This window comes from Kribbella sp. NPDC050241, from assembly GCF_044459685.1.
Taxonomy (GTDB): Bacteria; Actinomycetota; Actinomycetes; order Propionibacteriales; family Kribbellaceae; genus Kribbella.
This window is the reverse complement of record NZ_JBITJE010000018.1, coordinates 58,517-76,376: the sequence shown is the minus strand read 5'-3', so window position 1 is coordinate 76,376 and position 17,860 is coordinate 58,517. Positions and strand designations below refer to the sequence as shown.

Genomic DNA, 17,860 nt, shown 5'->3' with positions numbered 1-17,860 from the left:
GCGCTCCTTCAGGGATGCGGGGAGAGGTCGGGCGTCAGACGACGCCGGCTGCCTTGAGTTCCTCGAGCTCGGCGGTGTCGATGCCGAGCGATCCGTAGACGACGGAGTTGTGCTCACCGAGACCCGGCGAGGTCTCGACCTGGACCGGGGAGTCGGACAGCTTGAGCGGGCAGCCGACGGTCTTGAAGCTGCCGCGCTGCGGGTGCTTCACCTCGACCACGGCGCCCAGCTCGGCCAGCGTCTCGTCCTCGATCAGCTCACGGGTCGACATGATCGGCCCGCACGGCACGTTCAGGGCGTTGAGCTTGTCCATCACCTCGAACTTCGTGTGCTGCTCGGTCCACTGCTCGATCAGCGCGAACATCTTGTCGAGCTTGTCCAGCCGCGCGGCCGGCGTCGCCCAGTCCGGGTCGTCGGCCAGTTCCGGCTTGCCGATCAGGTTCGCGATCGGCGCCCAGCCGGGCGGCTGGACGATCACGTAGATGTAGTCGTTCGGCCCGCCCGGCGCACACCGCAGCGCCCAGCCGGGCTGGCCGCCACCCGAGGCGTTGCCGGACCGCGGCACCTCGTCCTCGAAGTTCTCGTTCGGGTACTCGGGCAGCGGACCGTGCGTGAGCCGCTGCTGGTCGCGCAGCTTGACCCGGGTCAGGTTGAGCACGGCCTCCTGCATCGCCACGCTCACCCGCTGGCCCTTGCCGGTGTTGGTCCGCTGGAGCAGCGCGGCCAGGATGCCCGCGACCAGGTGGATGCCGGTGCCGGAGTCGCCGATCTGCGCGCCGGTGGCGGTCGGCGGGCCGTCCTCGAACCCGGTGGTGCTCATCGCACCGCCCATCGCCTGGGCGACCACCTCGTAGGCCTTGAAGTCCTCGTACCGGCCGGGGCCGAAGCCTTTGATCGAGGCGTAGACCAGCTTCGGGTTGATCAGTTGCAGCCGGTCCCAGGTGAAGCCCATCCGGTCGATCGCGCCGGGGGCGAAGTTCTCCACCAGGACGTCGGCGTTCTTGACCAGGTCGGTGAAGATCTCTTTGCCCCGCTCGGACTTCATGTTGAGCGTGATGCTGCGCTTGTTGCAGTTGAGCATCGTGAAGTAGAGGCTGTCGACGTCGGGGATGTCGCGCAACTGCTGGCGGGTGATGTCGCCGGTGGGCGCCTCGAGCTTGATCACATCGGCGCCGAGCCAGGCGAGGAGCTGAGTACAGGACGGTCCGGACTGCACGTGTGTCATGTCGAGTACGCGAACCCCGTCGAGGGCCTTGCTCATACTGGTCCTCCCCTACTTGTACATGGTCTGATTCATGGTTCCGGGCGCATACGCGTCCGGGTCGACCCACACGTTGATGAGCGAGGGCAGCCCGGACTCGCGGGCTCGCTGCATGGCCGGCCCGATCTCCTTCGGGTCGCGGACCTCCTCGCCGTACCCGCCGAGCATCTTGGCGAATTCGTCGTACTTCACGTCGCCGAGCGTGTTCCCGATCCGGCCGCGCTCGTGGCCGTACTTCGCCTCCTGGCCGTAGCGGATCTGGTTCATCGACGAGTTGTTGCCGACGACACCGACGAACGGGAGCTTGAAGCGGACGAGGGTCTCGAAGTCCCAGCCGGTCAAGGAGAACGCGCCGTCACCGAAGAGTGCGACCACTTCCTTGTCCGGCCGCGCGTACTTCGCCGCGAGGACGAACGGGATGCCGACACCGAGGGTCCCGAGCGGGCCCGGGTCCATCCAGTGGCCGGGCGACTTCGGCTGGACGACGCCACCGGAGAAGGTGACGATGTCGCCGCCGTCGCCGATGTAGATCGAGTCCTCGGTCAGGAACTCGTTGATCTCGTGCGCGAGCCGCAGCGGGTGGATCGGGTTCGCGTCGGACAGCTGCCGCGGCAGCCGCTTCTGGTACGCCGCGTCCTCCTCGGCACGCAGTTCGGCGAACCAGGCCTTGCGGTCGGTCTTCCTGACCCGGCCCGACGCCGCCTGGGTGACGGCGGCCAGGATCGCGCCCGGGTCGCCGACCAGGCCGAGGTCGATGTCGCGGTTCTTGCCGACGGTGCGGTAGTCCATGTCGATCTGGACCACGGTCGCGCTCTTCGGCAGCCGGCGGCCGTAGCCCATCCGGAAGTCGAACGGCGTACCGACGATCAGGATCAGGTCGGCGTTGTTGAACCCGTACCGCCGGGACAGGTGGAAGTGGTGCGGGTCGCCGGGCGGCAGGGTGCCGCGGGCCGAGCCGTTCATGAACACCGGGATGTCGAGCGTACGGGCGAACTCGGTCGCGGCCTCGCTGCCGCGGGAGGTCCAGACCTGGCTGCCCAGCAGGACGACGGGCTTCTCGGCCCGGGCCAGCAGGTCGGCCAGCGCCTCGACCTTCGCCGGGTCGCCGATGCTCTTGGTGGAGGCCCGGTAGTGACCGGCCTCCGGGACCGTCGCCGAGTCGACCGGGACCGAGTTGTCCAGGATGTCGCGCGGGATCTCCAGGAACGACGGGCCGGGCGCGCCGTTGTAGCACTCGCGGAACGCCATCGACACCATGTCGGCGGCCCGCGCTGTGTGCGGCACGGTCGCGGCGAACTTGGTGATCGGCGTCATCATGTCGACGTGCGGCAGGTCCTGCAGGGATCCCATCTTGTGCTGGTTCAGCGCGCCCTGGCCGCCGATCAACAGCATCGGGCTCTCGGCGCGGAAGGCGTTCGCGACACCGGTGACGGCATCGGTCGTCCCGGGGCCGGCGGTGACGACCGCGCAGCCGGGCTTACCTGTCACTCGCGCGTAGCCGTCCGCGGCGTGCGCGGCGACCTGCTCGTGCCGGACGTCGACGACGGCGATGCCCTCGTCGACACAGCCGTCGTAGATGTCGATGATGTGACCGCCACACAGGGTGAAGATCACGTCGACGCCCTCGGCCTTCAGCGCCTTGGCGACCAGGTGACCACCTGAGATCGTCGCCGGCTCCGGCTTCGGTGAGTCGGCGGCTGGTTGGGTCTCCGACACTGTCTGCGCCATCTGCAGTCATCTCCTCGGAAGGGCCGGGGTGCGGCTTGTTGGTACAGCTTCGTCTGTAGATTGCATACCGTATGGTGTAGTCGTAGTCTTACCCCAGCCCATAGTGGTTGTCCAGAGCTCGGCGCCAGGAGGCTGGGATGACGATTCACGACGAACTCGCCAGGACCCGTCAGGCTGTGCTGGCGCTGGAGAAAACCCTTGTGGCGTTGAGGAATCGGCTCTGGGGAGGCGGGGACGTCGATCACGAAGGAGTGGGAGCCCCCGGCAGACGCGCTCCGTAACGAATCCGGGCCCCGCAGACCGTGTCTGCGGGGCCCGGATCTGTGACGGCGAGAATCAGTGTGGGCGAATCGCCTCGACGACTGCATCGAGGAACTGCATGGGCCGGATCAGATCGTCGTAGTCGATCGGCGGCCGCCGCGTCTCGGCCATCTCCAGGAACGCACGCAGCCCTGGTTCGACGTACGACGGGCCGAGGACGAGCTCGCGGGCCGCCAGGCCGTGCCGGCCGACGACCAAGCCGTGGAACGGCACCCGACCGTCGGGCTCCGGCAGCACGAACTGGACCACTACGCGGACTCCACCGACATCAGCAGTGGCGACGATGGTGTCGGCGACCCGTTCCACTCGTACGTCGCCGATGGCGCCGGGTGCGAGCCTGAGGGCGACGTCGACCGGGTGGATGCCGTAGAAGTAGATGCCGCCGTACTCACTGTCCGGATCGGCCGGCCCGGTCGTGATCACCGTCTGCGGTGCACCGAGCGAAGCCGCCTGCTCGGCCAGCGCGTCCGTGTCCGGCACCCAGCGGACGGCCGAGGACGACGTCAACGGTGCGTCGTGTTCGCGCGCGGCGGCAACGATCGCCCGGGCGTCGGCCTCGGTACAGGCGAGCGGCTTGTCCACGAACACCGGCAGACCTTGGGCCAGGAAGGGTACGGCGTGCTCCCGGTGCAGACCGCCGTGCCGATCGGTGATGATCACGGCGTCCACCAGGCCCAGCAGGTCCGTCGGTGCGTCCACGAGCCGCTCGAGTTGCCCGGTGACGCGGAGCTTCTCGTTGCGTTCGCTCGCGCCGCCACTGAGGGCGACGACGCGGGTCTCGCCGGCCCGCCGCTCGACGTTCAGGTAGTCGATGATGTGGTCGACGTGGGAGTTCTCCGTCCCGATGATGCCGATGCGCACGTCAGTCTCTCCCGGTGAGCTGGACCGGGGCACCGGTCCGCGCGGATTCGTAGATCCCGAGCACCACTTCGAGCGCACGCCTGGCGTCCCGTGTGCCGATCGACGGCGGGCGGCCATCGCGCACCGCCTCGATGAAGTCGAGGTACTGATTCCGATGCGCGTCGGCGACCGACTGGGTCACGCTCGCCCCACCCGCCGGCTGCCCGTCCGCGACAGACTGGGTCTCGGCGGTCGACTCTGCGTCGGCGGCGTCGAAGACGATCAGGTCGTCGTTCTCGATCACCGCGCTGCCGCGGTCGCCGTACACGGACAGCCGCACCGGCCGGCCCGGGTAGGTCGACGTGGTGGCCACGATCGACCCGATCGCCCCACTGCGGAACCGCACGGTCCCCGCCACCGTGTCCTCGACCTCGATCCGCTCATGCGCGAGCCGGTCGCTGTACGCCTGTACCTCGACGGGGTCGCCCAGCATCCACAGCAGTAGGTCGACCACGTGGATGCCTTGGTTCATCAGCGCTCCGCCACCGTCGAGCGCGACCGTGCCACGCCAGCCGCCGGAGTCGTAGTACTCCTGCGAGCGCCAGAAGGCCGACTCGGCAATACCCGTGGTGATCCGGCCGAGCCGGCCGTCGGCGACAGCTTGGTGCATGAAAGCCGGGGCGTGCTGGAACCGGCGCTGACTGATCACGGCCACGGTCAGCCCGGTCTGCTGCTCCGCGTCGATGAGCCGGTCGGCCGCTGCCAGCGTCACGTCGATCGGCTTCTCCACGATGACGTGCTTCCCCGCCTCGAGCGCGGTGATGGCAGCGTCGGCGTGATATCCGCTGGGCAGGCAGATGCTGACCGCGTCGATGTCCGGCCGGGCGCAGGCCTGCTTCAGGTCCGTCATCGGCTCACCGCCGTACTTGCCGCTCAGCGCGATGGCTCGATCCGCCTCCACATCGACGACAGCGACCAGCTCCGAGCCCTCTGGGAGGGACGTGATCAGGCGGGCATGGGTCTCACCGATGACTCCGGCCCCCACCACTGCGAACTTCATCCGGCCTGTCCTCTCTGTTCGTCGGTCCACGGCAGCACGACTCCACCGGCGTCGGCGCTCTGCTGGGCGAGCAGCGCGACCCGCGTCGCCACGAACCCTGCCGCCGTACTGGTCTCGGGCTCGCGGCCGGCCGACAGGGAGTCGAGCGCCTCGGCCGCCGGGCGCCGGCCGGGCGGCAGCTCCACTTCCCAGGGCGGGCGGTCAGTGGTTGCCGCGATCAACTTGTTCTGCGCCCAGAACAACTCCGCCGTACCCTCGGTGCCGGTGAGTCGCATCCGGTAGTCACCGTGGTACGGCGATGCCGCGGGCGTCAGCCAGTTGACCTCGATCGTCGCGACCACCGTCCCTGCTCCGAGCAGCAGGGATCCGTGCAGCGCGAACTCGGGATCGGTGCTGTCCGCCAGCCCGGCGACCGTTCCCTCGGTCGCTCCGGACAGCAGCAGGACGAGGTCGATGTCGTGGACGGCGAGATCGCCGAGGATCCCGCCGTACGCCTTCCTGGTGAGGAACCAGTCCGCCCGAGTGGACCGGTTGAGCTTGTGCGGACCGGTCGACGCGACTTGTACCAACTCTCCCAGCGAGCCATCGGCCAGCAGCGCGCGAGCCGCCAAGGTCTCGGGATAGTTCCGCTTCTCCAGCAGCAGGGAGACGAAGCGACCGGTCTCGCGCTGCGCCGCCTCGATCCCCTCGAGCTCGGCGAGCGTCGTACAGAGAGGCTTGTCGGCCAGCACGTGCGCACCGGCGCGGAGCGAATCCACGATCGCCTCGGCCCGGTCCGCGTAGATGCCGGCGATCATGACGACCTCGGGCCGCAGTTCGTCGAGTAGCCGCCGGTGGTCCTCGTACGCCGGTACGCCGAACTCGCCGGCGTACTGGCCCGCCGTCGCCGGATCCGGATCAGCGACGGCGACCAGCACGAGGTCCTCGCGCAGTGTCACCTCGTCCAGCGCGTACCTGACATGGGCGTGCGCGGCGCCGATCACGGCCAGCCGGAGGGGTGCGGGCATGGGCCGAGTCAACCCTGCAACCGGTTGCTACGTCAAAGGTCAGCCCGGCACGCGGCCGCCTCCCACGATCGACGGGCTGGCGGTGACAGCGGAGCCGGCCACCGCCAGACACTGTCTCAGCAACCCGCGCAGCCGTACGTCGTCCGCGGCGCGGGCCGTCACGGACACGGCTTCGGCGGCATGCTCGGGCGCGACGAACGTCCGGTAGAACGACTCGCTCTGGCCAACCCGATCCAGAACCGGAAACCACCAGCGCGCCGATCCCGCCGGCTCATCCTGCCCGGTGAGGAAATGGACCGCGGTCTGATGCGCCCTCGAGAGTCTCCTCCCCTCGTCCGCCGTCAGCTCCCCTCCCACCAGCGCCGTGGACACGCACAGCGAGACCAGCCGGGCCGTCGATTCGAAGCCGGACTGTGCGGTGCCGAGGAAGCTCGGCGCCAGCGGCAACAGCGCACGGCGCCCAGCCGAACTGCTGTGGTCGTGGACCGCCCTGGCGACCGCACTCAGTGTCGGATGCACGCAGCTCGGGCGATCCGTCCAGGGCTCACGGGCCAGCTTCGACACCAGCTCCATCACACACGGATCGGGCCGGGCGACCTTCCCGTAGCCGTTCACTCGCCGGACCGCACTGTTCCGCTGACCGGCGTACCCAGCTGCGGCCGGACCGGTAGTGCCGGTCGCCCGGGTTGTTTCAGCAATCGCACACTCAGGGCGGTGATCACGCCGAGCAGCCCGGCGCCGAGGAACAAGGGCCGGTAGCCGATCTCGGCGATCAGGGACGCGGTGACGCCGACTCCGACCAGTCCGCCGACGGCCTTCGCGGAGTACAGGATCGCCTGGTTCTGCAGCAGGCTGTTCTCGCCGAAGAACTCGAGCACCAGGTTGGCCATGATCGCGTAGAACGCGCCGCCGCCGAGACCGGCGAACATCGCACACAGCACGAACACCCAGCCCGCACCCGCCTCGCCTGCGACGACCAGGCCGACATGGGTGAACCCTTCGACCATCAGTACGGCGGCCAGCACCCGGCGCCGGCCGAACCGGTCGGACAGGTTGCCGGCGAACGACCTGCCGAGACCATTGACTGCGGCAAGCATTCCGGCAGCGAAGCCCGCGACCGCCATGCCCAGCCCGGCCGTCACCGCGTAGCTCACGACGAACGCGATACCGAACAACGACAGCGCCGTACACAAAGCGAGGGTCAACCACATCAGCGGCAGTGCACCCGTCCGCATCGCCTCGGCCGGGCGGTAGTGCCGGACCGCGGGGGCGTTGTGCGGGATGCTCCGGTTCAGCTTCCGGTCGATGGCCCACGCCTGCGCGTCGATGTCGGCCGGCCACCAATGCCGCGGCGGATCCTTCAGCAACCCACCCGCGGTCACCACGACCGCCACCGCGACGATCGCGGTCAGATCGAACACCAGCCGGCGTCCACCGGGCGAGTCGACCAGCGCCAGCAACGCGATACTCGGTACGGCGCCGACCGCGAAACCACCGGTGACGAAGCCGATCGTGGCAGTACGCCGATCCGGGAACCACCGGGCCGACGTGGTGATGCACGCGGCGTACACCAGACCTGCGCCGCTGCCGCCGAGCAGTGAGTAGCCGAGGACGACAACGAAGTAGCTGCCCGCATGGGCGAGGGTCGCGAGTCCGATGGCCGCGAGTACACCTCCGACGATCACCAGTTGCGTCGGTGTGGCTCGGCGTACCCGATGGGCCCAGGCGGCCGGGATGGCGACGAGGGCCTGGCAGGCGACGAAGACCGCCAGCAGCCACATGGTCTGGGTGAAACCCCAACCGCGGTCGGCGTCGAGACCGAGCGCTGCGGTGCCGAAGGAGTACTGCAGTGGGCTGATGGCAACCATGCAGGCCCAGGCGGCCCACAGTTGCCAGCGCCGCGAATGTCCGGTCAGATCCCGGGCCTCCTCGCCGATCCGGTACTGCCGGCCGTAGACGTCACGCACGTCCCGGGGCGAGGGCATCACGTGATTCATATCGCCTCCTGACTACTGCATACCGTATGAGATCTGTGGTACTCCTCCGCGTCGGCGTTGTCCAGAGCTCGGAGCTCTTGTGAACGAGAATGCATACAGCATACAGTCGCCACACGACCGGCCAGCGATCGGAGGACTTCCTCGTGGACCTGATGGAGTACCAAGCCAAAGAACTCTTCGCCCGGCACGGCGTTCCGGTGACGCTCGGACGGGTGATCGACGACCCGGCCGACGCCGCCGCGGCGGCCGCGGAACTCGGCGGCCGGGTGGTGGTGAAGGCGCAGGTGAAGACCGGCGGCCGCGGCAAGGCCGGCGGTGTCAAGCTGGCCGCCACGCCTGACGAAGCGGTCGCGAAGGCCGGCGAAATCCTCGGCATGGACATCAAGGGGCACACGGTGCACCGGGTGCTGCTCGCGCCGGCCGCGGCCATCGCCGAGGAGTACTACTTCTCCTTCCTGGTCGACCGGGCCAACCGCAACTACCTGTGCATCGCGAGCACCGAAGGCGGTGTCGAGATCGAAGACGTCGCGCACACCAACCCGGACGCGATCGCGAAGGTCGCCATCGACCCGGCCGTCGGCGTCGACGACGCCAAGGCCGCCGAGATCGTGGCGGCGGCCGGCTTCCCGGTCTGCGCTGAGTACGTCGTGCGCAAGCTATGGGACGTGTTCATCGCTGAGGACGCCTCGCTGGTCGAGGTGAACCCGCTCGTCAAGCTGGCCGACGGCACGCTGGAAGCCCTCGACGGCAAGGTGACGCTCGACGAGAACGCGGCGTACCGGCATCCGGGCCACGCGGGCTTCGAGGACAAGGCGTCCGCGGACCCACTCGAGGCGGCGGCCCAAGCCAAGGGCCTGAACTACGTCAAGCTCGACGGTTCGGTCGGCATCATCGGCAACGGCGCCGGCCTGGTCATGTCCACGCTCGACGTCGTCGCATACGCCGGTGAGGCACACGGCGGTGTGAAACCGGCGAACTTTCTCGACATCGGCGGTGGTGCGAGCGCCGAGGTGATGGCGAACGGACTCGGCATCATTCTGTCCGACGCGCAGGTGAGAAGCGTGTTCGTGAACGTGTTCGGCGGGATCACCGCCTGCGACGCGGTCTCCAACGGCATCGTCCAGGCGCTCGAGTTGCTCGGCGACCAGGCCGACAAGCCGCTGGTCGTCCGGCTGGACGGCAACAACGTCGACGAGGGCCGCAAGATCCTTGCCCAGGCCAACCATCCGCTGGTGACCGTGGTCAACACCATGGACGGCGCCGCCGCCCGCGCGGCCGAGCTGGCCGCCGTCGCGGCGCAGAACTGAGAGGTGGGACAGAGATGGCGATCTTCCTGACCGAGAAGAGCCGGGTCATCGTGCAGGGCATGACCGGCTCCGAGGGACAGAAGCACACCAGCCGGATGCTTGCCGCCGGCACCAACATCGTCGGTGGCGTGACGCCCGGCAAGGGCGGTCAGTCGGTCGACTTCGCGAAGCGCTCGATCCCTGTGTACGGCTCGTGCGCGGACGCGGTGAAGTCGACCGATGCGGACGTGTCGGTCGTGTTCGTGCCGCCTCGCTTCACGCTGGGCGCCGTGACCGAGGCCGTCGACGCCGGCATACCGCTGGTCGTGGTGATCACCGAGGGCGTGCCGGTCCAGGACACCGCCGCGTTCTTCGCGCATGCGCAGGCCGCGGGGACTCGGGTCATCGGCCCGAACTGCCCGGGGATCATCAGCCCAGGACGTGCCAACGCCGGCATCATTCCCGCCGACATCGCGGGTCCCGGCCGGATCGGTCTGGTGTCGAAGTCGGGCACGCTGACGTACCAGATGATGTACGACCTGCGGGACTTCGGGTTCTCCACCGCGATCGGTATCGGTGGTGACCCGATCATCGGGACGACGCACATCGACGCGCTGCAGGCGTTCCAGGAGGACCCGGACACCGACGCGATCGTGATGATCGGTGAGATCGGTGGTGACGCCGAGGAGCGGGCGGCCGCGTTCATCAAGGCGAACGTGACCAAGCCGGTGGTCGGCTACGTCGCGGGCTTCACCGCGCCGGAGGGCAAGACGATGGGCCACGCCGGTGCGATCGTGTCCGGATCCTCGGGTACGGCGGCCGCGAAGCAGGAGGCCCTGGAGGCCGCCGGCGTACGCGTTGGCAAGACCCCCACGGAGACCGCGGATCTGATGCGCGCAGTGCTCGCAGTGGAGGAGGTCGGCGTCTGACGGCCCCGCTGATCACGTCCGGGGCGGTGCTGTGCTGCCCCGGACCACCAGCTCGGTCGCCACGGAGACCGGGCTGTGGTGATGCTCCCCCGCCTGGATCTCGCTGATCAGAGCGTCGACGCTGTGCCGTCCCACCTCCGCGAAGGACTGACGGACGGTGGTCAGCGGCGGCCAGAAGTGGGCGGCTTCTTCCATGTCGTCGAAGCCGACCACGCTGACATCGTCAGGCACGGCGCGGCCACGCTCGTACAAGGCACGGAGCAGTCCGAGGGCCATCTGGTCGTTCGCCACGAACACTGCCGTCACGTCGTCATTGGCAGCCAGACCCCGCCCGGCCTCGTACCCGGAGCTGGCGGTCCAGTCGCCGTCGTGCACGGGCGGCACCTCGCAGCCGTGATCGAGCAGCGTCTGCTCCCAGGACTGCCGGCGCCGGTCGGCCGCGAACGACGTCGGCGGGCCGCCGAGATGCCAGACCGTTCGGTGTCCCAGCTCCAGCAGGTGTTCCGTGGCCAGCCGCGCGCCTTGCGCCTGGTCGGTGTCGACGATCGGGTAGTCGTAGTGGGCACTCGAGTCGACGACCACGACCGGCAGTCCGTCCGGCAGTTGTACGCCGGCCTCGTCCAGGGTGTGCGCCTCGATCAGGATGATCACGCCGTCCACCGCCTGCTCACCCAGGCGGCTGAACGCGTTCGTCACCGCGCGCTGGCTGACGTCCAGCACGGGCAGCAGGTTGATCGAGTAGCCGCTCATCGTCGCCGCTTTCGCGATCGCGTCGAGGGTGCGCGTCGTACCGAAGCTGGAGAGCTCGAACACGATCGCGCCGATGCTGCGGAACTCGCCGTTGCGCAGGGCGCGGGCAGCGCCGTTCGGGCGGTAGCCGAGCTCGCGCATCGCGGCCCGGACCCGGTCCCGGGTCACCGCGTCGACGTTGTGCCGATCGTTCGCGACCCGTGACACGGTCTGCCCGGACACGCCGGCCAGCCGGGCCACGTCGGCCATCGACGGACCGCGCCGCCGCCGTACCAATGGAACCTCCGCTGCCATGACCCCTCCCTCGCGTTGCCTGGAGTCTAGACATGTTGACGTCAACACATTACGTCACGCCGCGGGGTCCGCAGGAGGCGTTGTACGCGCCCGGGCCGGTACTTCTTCCTGGCAGCACCGAACTCGTCGTGCTCGAACTGGAGGTGATGGCCGAGCCGATGGAGCACTTCGTGGCCAGGCCTTCGCTGGGGCCGCTCGAACTGTAGGTGGAACAGGTGGGTCCGGCGTCGCTGTGGCCGGACCCACCTGGCTCAGGGACGCACCGGCGCCGCGGCAGCCGGCGCGGAGGCTGATGTCGGGGCGGGGGCTGATGTCGGGGCGTGGGCCAGCGACGGGCCGGTGCCGATCTTGCTGGCGAGCAGGTCGGCGACGGCGTGGACCGCGCGCAGGGTGGGCGCCTTGGTAGCGGTGAGGTCGGCCAGTTCGACGACGGCGGCGAGGATCACGTCGAGCTCGAGCGGCTTGTCCTTCTCCAGGTCCTGGAGCATCGAGGTCTTGTGCTCACCGACCCGCTCGGCGCCGTTGATTCGCTTGTCCACCGAGATGTCCGGGTGACAGCCGACCGCGGCCGCGATCTCCAGCGTCTCCTCCATCATCAACCGGATCATCGCCCGCGTCCCCTGGTGCTGGGCGATCTCCACCATCGTCGCCCGCGCCAGCGCGCTGATCGGGTTGAACGCCGCGTTGCCGAGCAGCTTGATCCAGATGTCCTCGCGGATGTCCACCTCGACCGGACACTTCAACCCGCCCGCGATCATCGCCTCGCTGAACGCCGTACACCGATCCGAGACACCGCCGCCGGGTTCGCCGATCGAGAAGCGAGTGCCTTCCAGATGGCGTACGACGCCCGGTCCCTCGAGCTCGGTCGAGCAGTACACGACACAGCCCACCGCACGGTCGAGCGCCAGCACCTCTGTCACCGAGCCATCAGGGTCGACGGACTCGATCCGGCGCCCCTCGTACGGCCCCGTCAGGCCGTGGAAGTACCACCAGGGGATGCCGTTCTGGGCTGCGATGACGACGGTCTTGTCGTGCAGCAACGGCTCGACCAGCGGTCCGGCGCTCGCGTAGGAGTTCGCCTTCAAACCGAGAAAGACGTAGTCGACCGGCCCGACCTCGGCCGGGTCGTCGGTGGCCGGCGTCCGCGCCTCGAAGTCGCCGCGCGGACTGAGCACCTTCACGCCGCCGGCTCGGATCGCGTCCAGATGGGCGCCGCGGGCAACCAGGTGGACCTCAGTCCCACCGCGGTGCAGGGCCGCGCCGACGTACGCGCCGATCGCACCGGCGCCGAGAACCGCAACTTTCATGGCTACCTCCTCAGTCCCTCGAGCCGGCTGGTGTGGGTGACGCCTTCGCGGCGGAGGATCTCCTCGGCGGCGCGGGCTGCGGTCATTCGGGGCATACCTGCTCCAATCGGGCGGCTCAGCTCGTACTGCGGGATGCGGTCAGCGGATCCAGTCGAAGCTCTCCGCCGTCCTGCCGGCGGGCTTGTACTCCAGCGCGATCCAGCCGGCATACCCCGCTGCGGCGAGCTCGGCGAGGTGCTGGCCGACCGGGATCTTCCCGGTGCCGGGTTCGTTCCGGCCAGGTGCGTCGGCGAGCTGGACGTGCGCGATCCGGTCCGCGTACGCCGAGATCGCCGTGGTCACGTCGTCCCCGTTGACGGTCAGGTGGTACAGGTCCGCGAGCAAGCCGAGGCTGGTGACGCCGCTGTCGCGTTCCACCCGTTCGATCACGGCCACCGCGTCGGCCGCCGTCCGCAGCGGATAGCGGTCGGCGCCGCTGACCGGCTCGACCAGTACGACGCCGCCGAACGAACCGGCCGCAGTCGCGGCAAGCGCAAGGTTCTCGGCCGCGAGGTCGTCCTGGTCCTGTGGGCTGACGCCCTCGATGCGGTTGCCGTACGGGGCATTGAAGCCCCGGCAACCAAGGCGCTCGCCGATGCCGAGAGTCACCGCGATGTTGTCGCGGAACTCGAGCGAGCGCTGCGGCCAGGAGACCAGGCCGCGATCGCCGCCGGGCATGTCACCGGCGGCGAAGTTCAGTCCGATCAGCTGTACACCGGCGTCGCGGATGGCGCGCTCGAAGGCGTCCACCTCCGCGTCACCCGGTAGATGAGTGTCGAACGGCCACCAGAACTCCACCGCCGCGAATCCGGCGGCGCGCGCGGCGGCGGGCCGCTCCAGCAGCGGGAGCTCGGTGAACAGGATCGAGCAGTTGACGGCGAACCGTGCGGTGTCCATGCGTGTCCCACCTTCCGGAGGGGCTTGGTATACCGGATACAGTAGGCGGGCGCCTGTATCCGGTCAAGGCATGACGCAGATCACATTCTTGGCAAGCGCTCGCCCGATTAATCCGGGGCCCGGCACGGCGCCGTCCGCGTCTCGACGGTCACTGAACCATTGTGTTGGCAGGATGGTGCGATGACCTGGCCGCGGATGGTGTGGATCGGCGGGGCGCCCGGAGCAGGGAAGTCGACGATCGCGCGGGACCTTGCGCGGCGCTCGGACCTGCCGCTGCATCCGGTGGACCTGTGGACGTACGACCACGTCGGGCGGATGCCACCGATGCGGTCGCTGGCTGAGGATCTGGCCGAGGGGCCGGAGTACGCCGCTGACGCGTTCGTGCGGATCGCGCGGACGCGGCTGGAGCTCGTTGCCGAGGACGTGCGGGCGCGCGGGCTGGGCGACGTACCGGCTCTGGTGGAGGGGCCGCAGTTGTACCCGTCGATGGCCGATGAGTCGGTCATGGCAGCGGTGTGGCTGGTGCCGGATGCGGAGCAGACGCGGCAGGCGCGGGAGGAGCGCCTGGCCCGGGCGCACGATCCGGCGGGGCGTGCCCGGTTGGAGGGTCTGCTGGCGCGGGACGCCGTACTGGCTGAGCTGGTACGACGTGAGGCGGTGGAGCATGGGCGGACACTCATCGAGGTGCCGGCCACACCGGACTGGGCCGGGATCGCCCGCGGTGTGGAGTCTGCACTGGGCGAGCTGCCGCGACTGCCCGCAGGTACGGCGTTGAGCGCGCAACGGCAGTTCGAGAACGCGGCTGCCTGTCGTCAGGGACGACTGTGGCAGGCGGACATCGGGCTGGCGGAGCTGCCGCCGTACCCGTTCGCATGCGAGTGCGGCACCTCCGGGTGCGCCGAGACCTGGTCCGGGACACCCGACGCGTACGACGCAATCGACGGGCTACTCGTCACGCATTAGGAGTGGGTCGCGCGGAGGGCCAGGGCGAGCTCCTCCAGCGCCGGCAGCGCGTCGATGATCTGCCGGGCCGACTTGTCCGGCAGCTCGTCGAGGCAGGCACCGATCGCCTCGGTGCGCAGCAGTTTGACCCGCTCGTGCACCTCCCGCCCGGCCTCGGTCGCCTCGACCTGGATCACCCGCAGATCCTCCGGGTTCGGGTCGCGCTGGATCAGGTCGAGCTCCGTCAGGCGGCCCACGACCCGCGACAGCATCGTCGGGTTGACGCCCTCGAGCTGCGCCAGCTCGGTCAGGCCGAGCGGACCGCGGAACGCGATCAGGCCCAGCACGGAGGCCTGCGTCGGCGTCAGGCCTTCGCCGGTGGCCGTGGCGTTGAGCTCCCGCGCGAGCCTGGAGATCACGCCGCGGAGCCGGCTCAACGTCTCGGTGTCCGTCATGTCACCCCTTTATTGCCTGCCGGCAAGCAATGTAATCTGTTCATCGATGGAATCGTCGAGTGCACCCCAGGAAATCGCCGAACCGGCCGCGGACGAACCACTGGCCCACCGGCGGGTGGTCTTCGGCATCGTCTCGATCGCTCTCCTGATGGCCTCGATTGATCAGACCATAGTGGCGACCGCGCTCAACGCCATCCGCGGCGACCTGAACGCGGAGCTGACCTGGAGCGGCTGGACGATCACCATTTACGCGCTAGGCCAGATCATCGTCATGCCGCTGGCCGGCCGGCTCGGTGACCAGTTCGGCCGGCGGCGGATCTTCCTCGGCGCGGCGGTGCTCTTCACCATCGCCTCACTGCTGTGCAGCCTGGCCGACAGCATCTACCTGCTGGTGGTGTTCCGCGCCCTGCAGGCGATCGGCGGCGGCGCCTTCATGCCGACCGCGACCGGCATCGTGTCCGAACAGTTCGGGCGCGAACGGGACCGGGCGATCGGCATGTTCACCTCGATCTTCCCGATCGGCGGCATCCTCGGCCCGATCATCGGCGGCATCATCGTCACCTACTGGTCCTGGCGGGAGATCTTCATCGTCAACGTGCCGATCGGCGTTCTGCTGATCGTGCTCGGTCTGCGGTTCATCCCGCGCGGTGTTCCGCAACGCGCCGCGCGCGTCGACGGGGTCGGCGCCGTACTGCTGGGGCTGACCATCCTGTTCGGGATGTACGGGATCACGCTGCTCGGCGGGAACGGCGCGACGCCCGCCGATCCGTTCTTCATCGGCGCCGAGGTGATCGCGATCGTGCTCGGTGTCCTGTTCGTCCGGCACGCGAACCGCCGGGCCGCGCCGTTCATCCCGATCTCACTGCTGCGCGGTCGCGGCTTCGGGGCGATGAACGCGATCAACTTCCTGTTCGGCGCCGCCGTCCTGGGCTTCGGCGCGCTGGTTCCGCTCTATGCCGAATCGCGCTACGGGATCCAGCCGCTCCAGGCCGGAACGTTGCTCACGGCAAGGGCCGTCGGGATGATCTGTGTGGCCGGCCTCGCTGTCTTCGCGCTGCGCCGGACCGGGTACCGGACGCCGATGATCGGTGGGTTCGTGCTGGTCGCGGCCGGGATGACGGTGATGTCGGTGGCCCCGCACGGACTGACGCCGTACGCGTGGCTGGCGCTGGCGGCGGGGATCACCGGCATCGGGATGGGGTTGTCGATCCCAGCGTCGAACAACGCCAGTCTGCAGCTGGCGCCGGCGCAGATCTCGGCCATCGCCGGGCTGCGCGGGATGTTCAGGCAGTCGGGTGGCATCGTCGCGGTTTCAATCACCACCGCGCTGCTGGCGCACGCCCAGAACGGCGGGCTGGCCCAGGCCAACAGCTTCGTCGTCTTCGCCGTCGTACTGCTGCTGATCCTGCCGCTGACCCTGTTCGTGCCCGACCACCGTGGCTCCTGGTGATCACGCCTCGGACGCTCAGGTGTGCTACGGTTTCCAGCGGTTGCAGTTTTGCAGTTCCACGTACGTTCAAGACGCCCGCGGATTTGTGATCCGCCGGGCGTTTTCTCATTCCGGGCCTGATCGAGGCCTTGTGTGGGAGGGCTGGTTGCGGCAACCGACACCCATCAGGACCCACAGAAGGAACAGATCATGGCTAGCGGCACAGTGAAGTGGTTCAACAGCGAGAAGGGCTTCGGCTTCATCTCCCAGGATGACGGCGGCGCCGACGTGTTCGTGCACTACTCGGCGATCGCGTCGAGCGGCTACCGCTCGCTGGACGAGAACCAGAAGGTCGAGTTCGACCTGACCCAGGGCCCGAAGGGCCCGCAGGCGGAGAACGTCCGCCCGCTCTGACCTGAGCACACAGCAGCCCCGGCCGATCCTCGGCCGGGGCTGCTGTCATGTGGTCCAGAGGTACTCGCCGTCGTCCAGTTCGTCCGTGCGGGTGAGACCGGCGGCCGTGGTGACTGCTGCCGACGCGGCGTGGTCCGGGTGAACGTGGGCGATGATGCGCTTCATACCCTGCGCGTTCAGCCAGGCGACCAGGCCGTGAGCGGCCTCCTTCGCGTAGCCGCGCCCCTGCCACTGGGTGCCGATGACCCAGGCAATCTCCGCCGTACTGCCGGTGACGGTGGCTTGCACGTAGCCGACGAGCTCGTCGTCGTGCTGGATCACCCAGTTGAGCCAGTGCTCATCGGGACGGCCCGGTCCCTCGAGCTGGCGCCGGTAGCGGGCCTCGATGCGTTCGACCGTCGGCGGTTCACCACCGATGAAGGTGTAGAGCGCGGGATCGGCCAGCACCTTGGCCATCTGCCCGGCGTACTCGACCTTCAAGGGGAGCATTGCCAGGCGGGCGGTCCGGAAGGGCGTGATCACGGCTCAACCGTAGCGCCGCGCATTCGTGTGCAGGTCGAACTGCGGGCTCCGGTGGCCGTCCGCCTCGTACGGCGCCGCCCGCTCCTCGTAGTGCAGGTAGGTACCGGCTGCAGTCCCCAGCCGGTCCCCTGTCTCCACGGTCTCCCCCTGGCTGACCGTGACATCGCCCAGATGGTCGTAGACGTGCCAGATGGCGTTCGACTCGATCACGACCCCACCGGCACCGGCCTGGATCACCACACCGGCCAGGGTCGCCCTGACCGCCGTACCGGGTTCGGTGCGGTAGTCGCGACCGGAATGACCCGCGTCCCCGAACTCGCGGACCACCACAGGGTTGTGCACCGGCGCAGCCATCCTCAGATCGTGACGCGGGACCTTCAGG

The 17,860-nt window shown here is 69.0% G+C and carries 19 protein-coding genes; 6 read left to right on the top strand and 13 right to left on the bottom strand.

Translation table 11 applies throughout. The features are described 5' to 3' along the window. Positions 1 to 34 precede the first annotated feature (34 nt). The 7 genes from frc to ACIBG5_RS41595 all read right to left on the bottom strand — a co-directional run bounded on the left by frc (position 35) and on the right by ACIBG5_RS41595 (position 8,214). Positions 35 to 1,261 carry a formyl-CoA transferase gene (gene frc / locus ACIBG5_RS41625; protein ID WP_396397616.1) on the bottom strand — a complete coding sequence of 409 codons (1,227 nt, stop codon included), beginning with the start codon at positions 1,259 to 1,261 and terminating at the stop codon, positions 35 to 37. Between the two features lie 12 nt (positions 1,262 to 1,273). Further along, entirely contained in the window at positions 1,274 to 2,989 is a 1,716-nt protein-coding gene (locus tag ACIBG5_RS41620) for a thiamine pyrophosphate-binding protein (protein WP_396397615.1), read from the bottom strand. A 336-nt stretch (positions 2,990 to 3,325) separates the two neighbouring features. Continuing rightward, complete coding sequence (locus ACIBG5_RS41615) at positions 3,326 to 4,171, bottom strand: Gfo/Idh/MocA family protein (protein WP_396397614.1); 846 nt, start codon at positions 4,169 to 4,171, stop codon at positions 3,326 to 3,328. A 1-nt stretch (position 4,172) separates the two neighbouring features. Further along, a complete protein-coding gene (locus ACIBG5_RS41610) occupies positions 4,173 to 5,210 on the bottom strand; it encodes a Gfo/Idh/MocA family protein (protein WP_396397613.1) in 1,038 nt (345 codons plus the stop codon). Continuing rightward, positions 5,207 to 6,217, bottom strand: a complete 1,011-nt coding sequence (locus ACIBG5_RS41605) for a Gfo/Idh/MocA family protein (protein ID WP_396397612.1) — start codon at positions 6,215 to 6,217, stop codon at positions 5,207 to 5,209. The genes ACIBG5_RS41610 and ACIBG5_RS41605 overlap by 4 nt, the downstream gene beginning before the upstream one ends. A 39-nt stretch (positions 6,218 to 6,256) precedes the next feature. Continuing rightward, positions 6,257 to 6,832, bottom strand: coding sequence for a hypothetical protein (locus tag ACIBG5_RS41600; protein ID WP_396397611.1), 576 nt, complete (start codon positions 6,830 to 6,832; stop codon positions 6,257 to 6,259). Then, positions 6,829 to 8,214 (bottom strand): OFA family MFS transporter, encoded by a 1,386-nt coding sequence (locus ACIBG5_RS41595; RefSeq protein WP_396397610.1) that lies wholly within the window; start codon positions 8,212 to 8,214, stop codon positions 6,829 to 6,831. The genes ACIBG5_RS41600 and ACIBG5_RS41595 overlap by 4 nt, the downstream gene beginning before the upstream one ends. 143 nt (positions 8,215 to 8,357) lie before the next feature. Here ACIBG5_RS41595 and sucC point away from each other — a divergent pair, with 143 nt between their 5' ends. Together sucC and sucD are read left to right on the top strand one after the other, a co-directional pair. Next, positions 8,358 to 9,521, top strand: coding sequence for an ADP-forming succinate--CoA ligase subunit beta (gene sucC, locus ACIBG5_RS41590; protein WP_396397609.1), 1,164 nt, complete (start codon positions 8,358 to 8,360; stop codon positions 9,519 to 9,521). A 14-nt stretch (positions 9,522 to 9,535) separates the two neighbouring features. After that, the gene (gene sucD, locus ACIBG5_RS41585) at positions 9,536 to 10,429 is read left to right on the top strand and encodes a succinate--CoA ligase subunit alpha (RefSeq protein WP_396397608.1); all 894 of its coding nucleotides are present in this window, start codon (positions 9,536 to 9,538) and stop codon (positions 10,427 to 10,429) included. 12 nt (positions 10,430 to 10,441) lie between these two features. On the opposite strand, the gene ACIBG5_RS41580 is transcribed toward sucD, so the two are convergent. After that, complete coding sequence (locus ACIBG5_RS41580) at positions 10,442 to 11,473, bottom strand: LacI family DNA-binding transcriptional regulator (RefSeq protein ID WP_396397606.1); 1,032 nt, start codon at positions 11,471 to 11,473, stop codon at positions 10,442 to 10,444. A gap of 32 nt (positions 11,474 to 11,505) precedes the next feature. Here ACIBG5_RS41580 and ACIBG5_RS41575 point away from each other — a divergent pair, with 32 nt between their 5' ends. Then, positions 11,506 to 11,679, top strand: coding sequence for a hypothetical protein (locus tag ACIBG5_RS41575; RefSeq protein ID WP_396397604.1), 174 nt, complete (start codon positions 11,506 to 11,508; stop codon positions 11,677 to 11,679). A gap of 45 nt (positions 11,680 to 11,724) precedes the next feature. Here the strand turns inward: ACIBG5_RS41575 and ACIBG5_RS41570 are convergent, their stop codons facing one another. After that, a complete protein-coding gene (locus ACIBG5_RS41570) occupies positions 11,725 to 12,780 on the bottom strand; it encodes a 2-dehydropantoate 2-reductase (RefSeq protein WP_396397602.1) in 1,056 nt (351 codons plus the stop codon). A 138-nt stretch (positions 12,781 to 12,918) separates the two neighbouring features. Beyond that, a complete protein-coding gene (locus tag ACIBG5_RS41565; RefSeq protein ID WP_396397601.1) occupies positions 12,919 to 13,716 on the bottom strand; it encodes a hydroxypyruvate isomerase family protein in 798 nt (265 codons plus the stop codon). A 180-nt stretch (positions 13,717 to 13,896) separates the two neighbouring features. On the opposite strand from ACIBG5_RS41565, the gene ACIBG5_RS41560 reads away from it, so the two are divergent. After that, entirely contained in the window at positions 13,897 to 14,679 is a 783-nt protein-coding gene (locus ACIBG5_RS41560; protein WP_396397600.1) for a hypothetical protein, read from the top strand. Here ACIBG5_RS41560 and ACIBG5_RS41555 read toward each other — a convergent pair. After that, positions 14,676 to 15,113: a MarR family winged helix-turn-helix transcriptional regulator gene (locus tag ACIBG5_RS41555; protein ID WP_131364116.1), complete on the bottom strand. Its 438-nt coding sequence runs from the start codon at positions 15,111 to 15,113 to the stop codon at positions 14,676 to 14,678. The genes ACIBG5_RS41560 and ACIBG5_RS41555 overlap by 4 nt on opposite strands. Before the next feature lie 46 nt (positions 15,114 to 15,159). On the opposite strand from ACIBG5_RS41555, the gene ACIBG5_RS41550 reads away from it, so the two are divergent. Together ACIBG5_RS41550 and ACIBG5_RS41545 are read left to right on the top strand one after the other, a co-directional pair. Continuing rightward, positions 15,160 to 16,563, top strand: coding sequence for an MFS transporter (locus tag ACIBG5_RS41550; RefSeq protein ID WP_396397599.1), 1,404 nt, complete (start codon positions 15,160 to 15,162; stop codon positions 16,561 to 16,563). Positions 16,564 to 16,752: 189 nt separating this feature from the next. Then, positions 16,753 to 16,956, top strand: coding sequence for a cold-shock protein (locus ACIBG5_RS41545; protein ID WP_131364121.1), 204 nt, complete (start codon positions 16,753 to 16,755; stop codon positions 16,954 to 16,956). A 45-nt stretch (positions 16,957 to 17,001) separates the two neighbouring features. Here ACIBG5_RS41545 and ACIBG5_RS41540 read toward each other — a convergent pair whose 3' ends face one another. Further along, the gene (locus ACIBG5_RS41540) at positions 17,002 to 17,478 is read right to left on the bottom strand and encodes a GNAT family N-acetyltransferase (RefSeq protein WP_396397598.1); all 477 of its coding nucleotides are present in this window, start codon (positions 17,476 to 17,478) and stop codon (positions 17,002 to 17,004) included. A gap of 3 nt (positions 17,479 to 17,481) precedes the next feature. Then, positions 17,482 to 17,832, bottom strand: a complete 351-nt coding sequence (locus tag ACIBG5_RS41535; RefSeq protein WP_396397597.1) for a peptidoglycan DD-metalloendopeptidase family protein — start codon at positions 17,830 to 17,832, stop codon at positions 17,482 to 17,484. Between the last annotated feature and the right edge of the window lie 28 nt (positions 17,833 to 17,860).

Coding starts and splice junctions, on each gene's coding strand:
- ACIBG5_RS41570 (WP_396397602.1), bottom strand. CDS start 12,780: ATGAAAGTTGCGGTTCTCGGCGCCGGTGCGATCGGCGCGTACGTCGGC.
- ACIBG5_RS41595 (WP_396397610.1), bottom strand. CDS start 8,214: ATGAATCACGTGATGCCCTCGCCCCGGGACGTGCGTGACGTCTACGGC.
- ACIBG5_RS41610 (WP_396397613.1), bottom strand. CDS start 5,210: ATGAAGTTCGCAGTGGTGGGGGCCGGAGTCATCGGTGAGACCCATGCC.
- ACIBG5_RS41555 (WP_131364116.1), bottom strand. CDS start 15,113: ATGACGGACACCGAGACGTTGAGCCGGCTCCGCGGCGTGATCTCCAGG.
- frc (WP_396397616.1), bottom strand. CDS start 1,261: ATGAGCAAGGCCCTCGACGGGGTTCGCGTACTCGACATGACACACGTG.
- ACIBG5_RS41550 (WP_396397599.1), top strand. CDS start 15,160: ATGGAATCGTCGAGTGCACCCCAGGAAATCGCCGAACCGGCCGCGGAC.
- ACIBG5_RS41535 (WP_396397597.1), bottom strand. CDS start 17,832: ATGGCTGCGCCGGTGCACAACCCTGTGGTGGTCCGCGAGTTCGGGGAC.
- ACIBG5_RS41575 (WP_396397604.1), top strand. CDS start 11,506: ATGTTGACGTCAACACATTACGTCACGCCGCGGGGTCCGCAGGAGGCG.
- ACIBG5_RS41560 (WP_396397600.1), top strand. CDS start 13,897: ATGACCTGGCCGCGGATGGTGTGGATCGGCGGGGCGCCCGGAGCAGGG.
- ACIBG5_RS41620 (WP_396397615.1), bottom strand. CDS start 2,989: ATGGCGCAGACAGTGTCGGAGACCCAACCAGCCGCCGACTCACCGAAG.
- ACIBG5_RS41545 (WP_131364121.1), top strand. CDS start 16,753: ATGGCTAGCGGCACAGTGAAGTGGTTCAACAGCGAGAAGGGCTTCGGC.
- ACIBG5_RS41580 (WP_396397606.1), bottom strand. CDS start 11,473: ATGGCAGCGGAGGTTCCATTGGTACGGCGGCGGCGCGGTCCGTCGATG.
- sucD (WP_396397608.1), top strand. CDS start 9,536: ATGGCGATCTTCCTGACCGAGAAGAGCCGGGTCATCGTGCAGGGCATG.
- ACIBG5_RS41605 (WP_396397612.1), bottom strand. CDS start 6,217: ATGCCCGCACCCCTCCGGCTGGCCGTGATCGGCGCCGCGCACGCCCAT.
- ACIBG5_RS41565 (WP_396397601.1), bottom strand. CDS start 13,716: ATGGACACCGCACGGTTCGCCGTCAACTGCTCGATCCTGTTCACCGAG.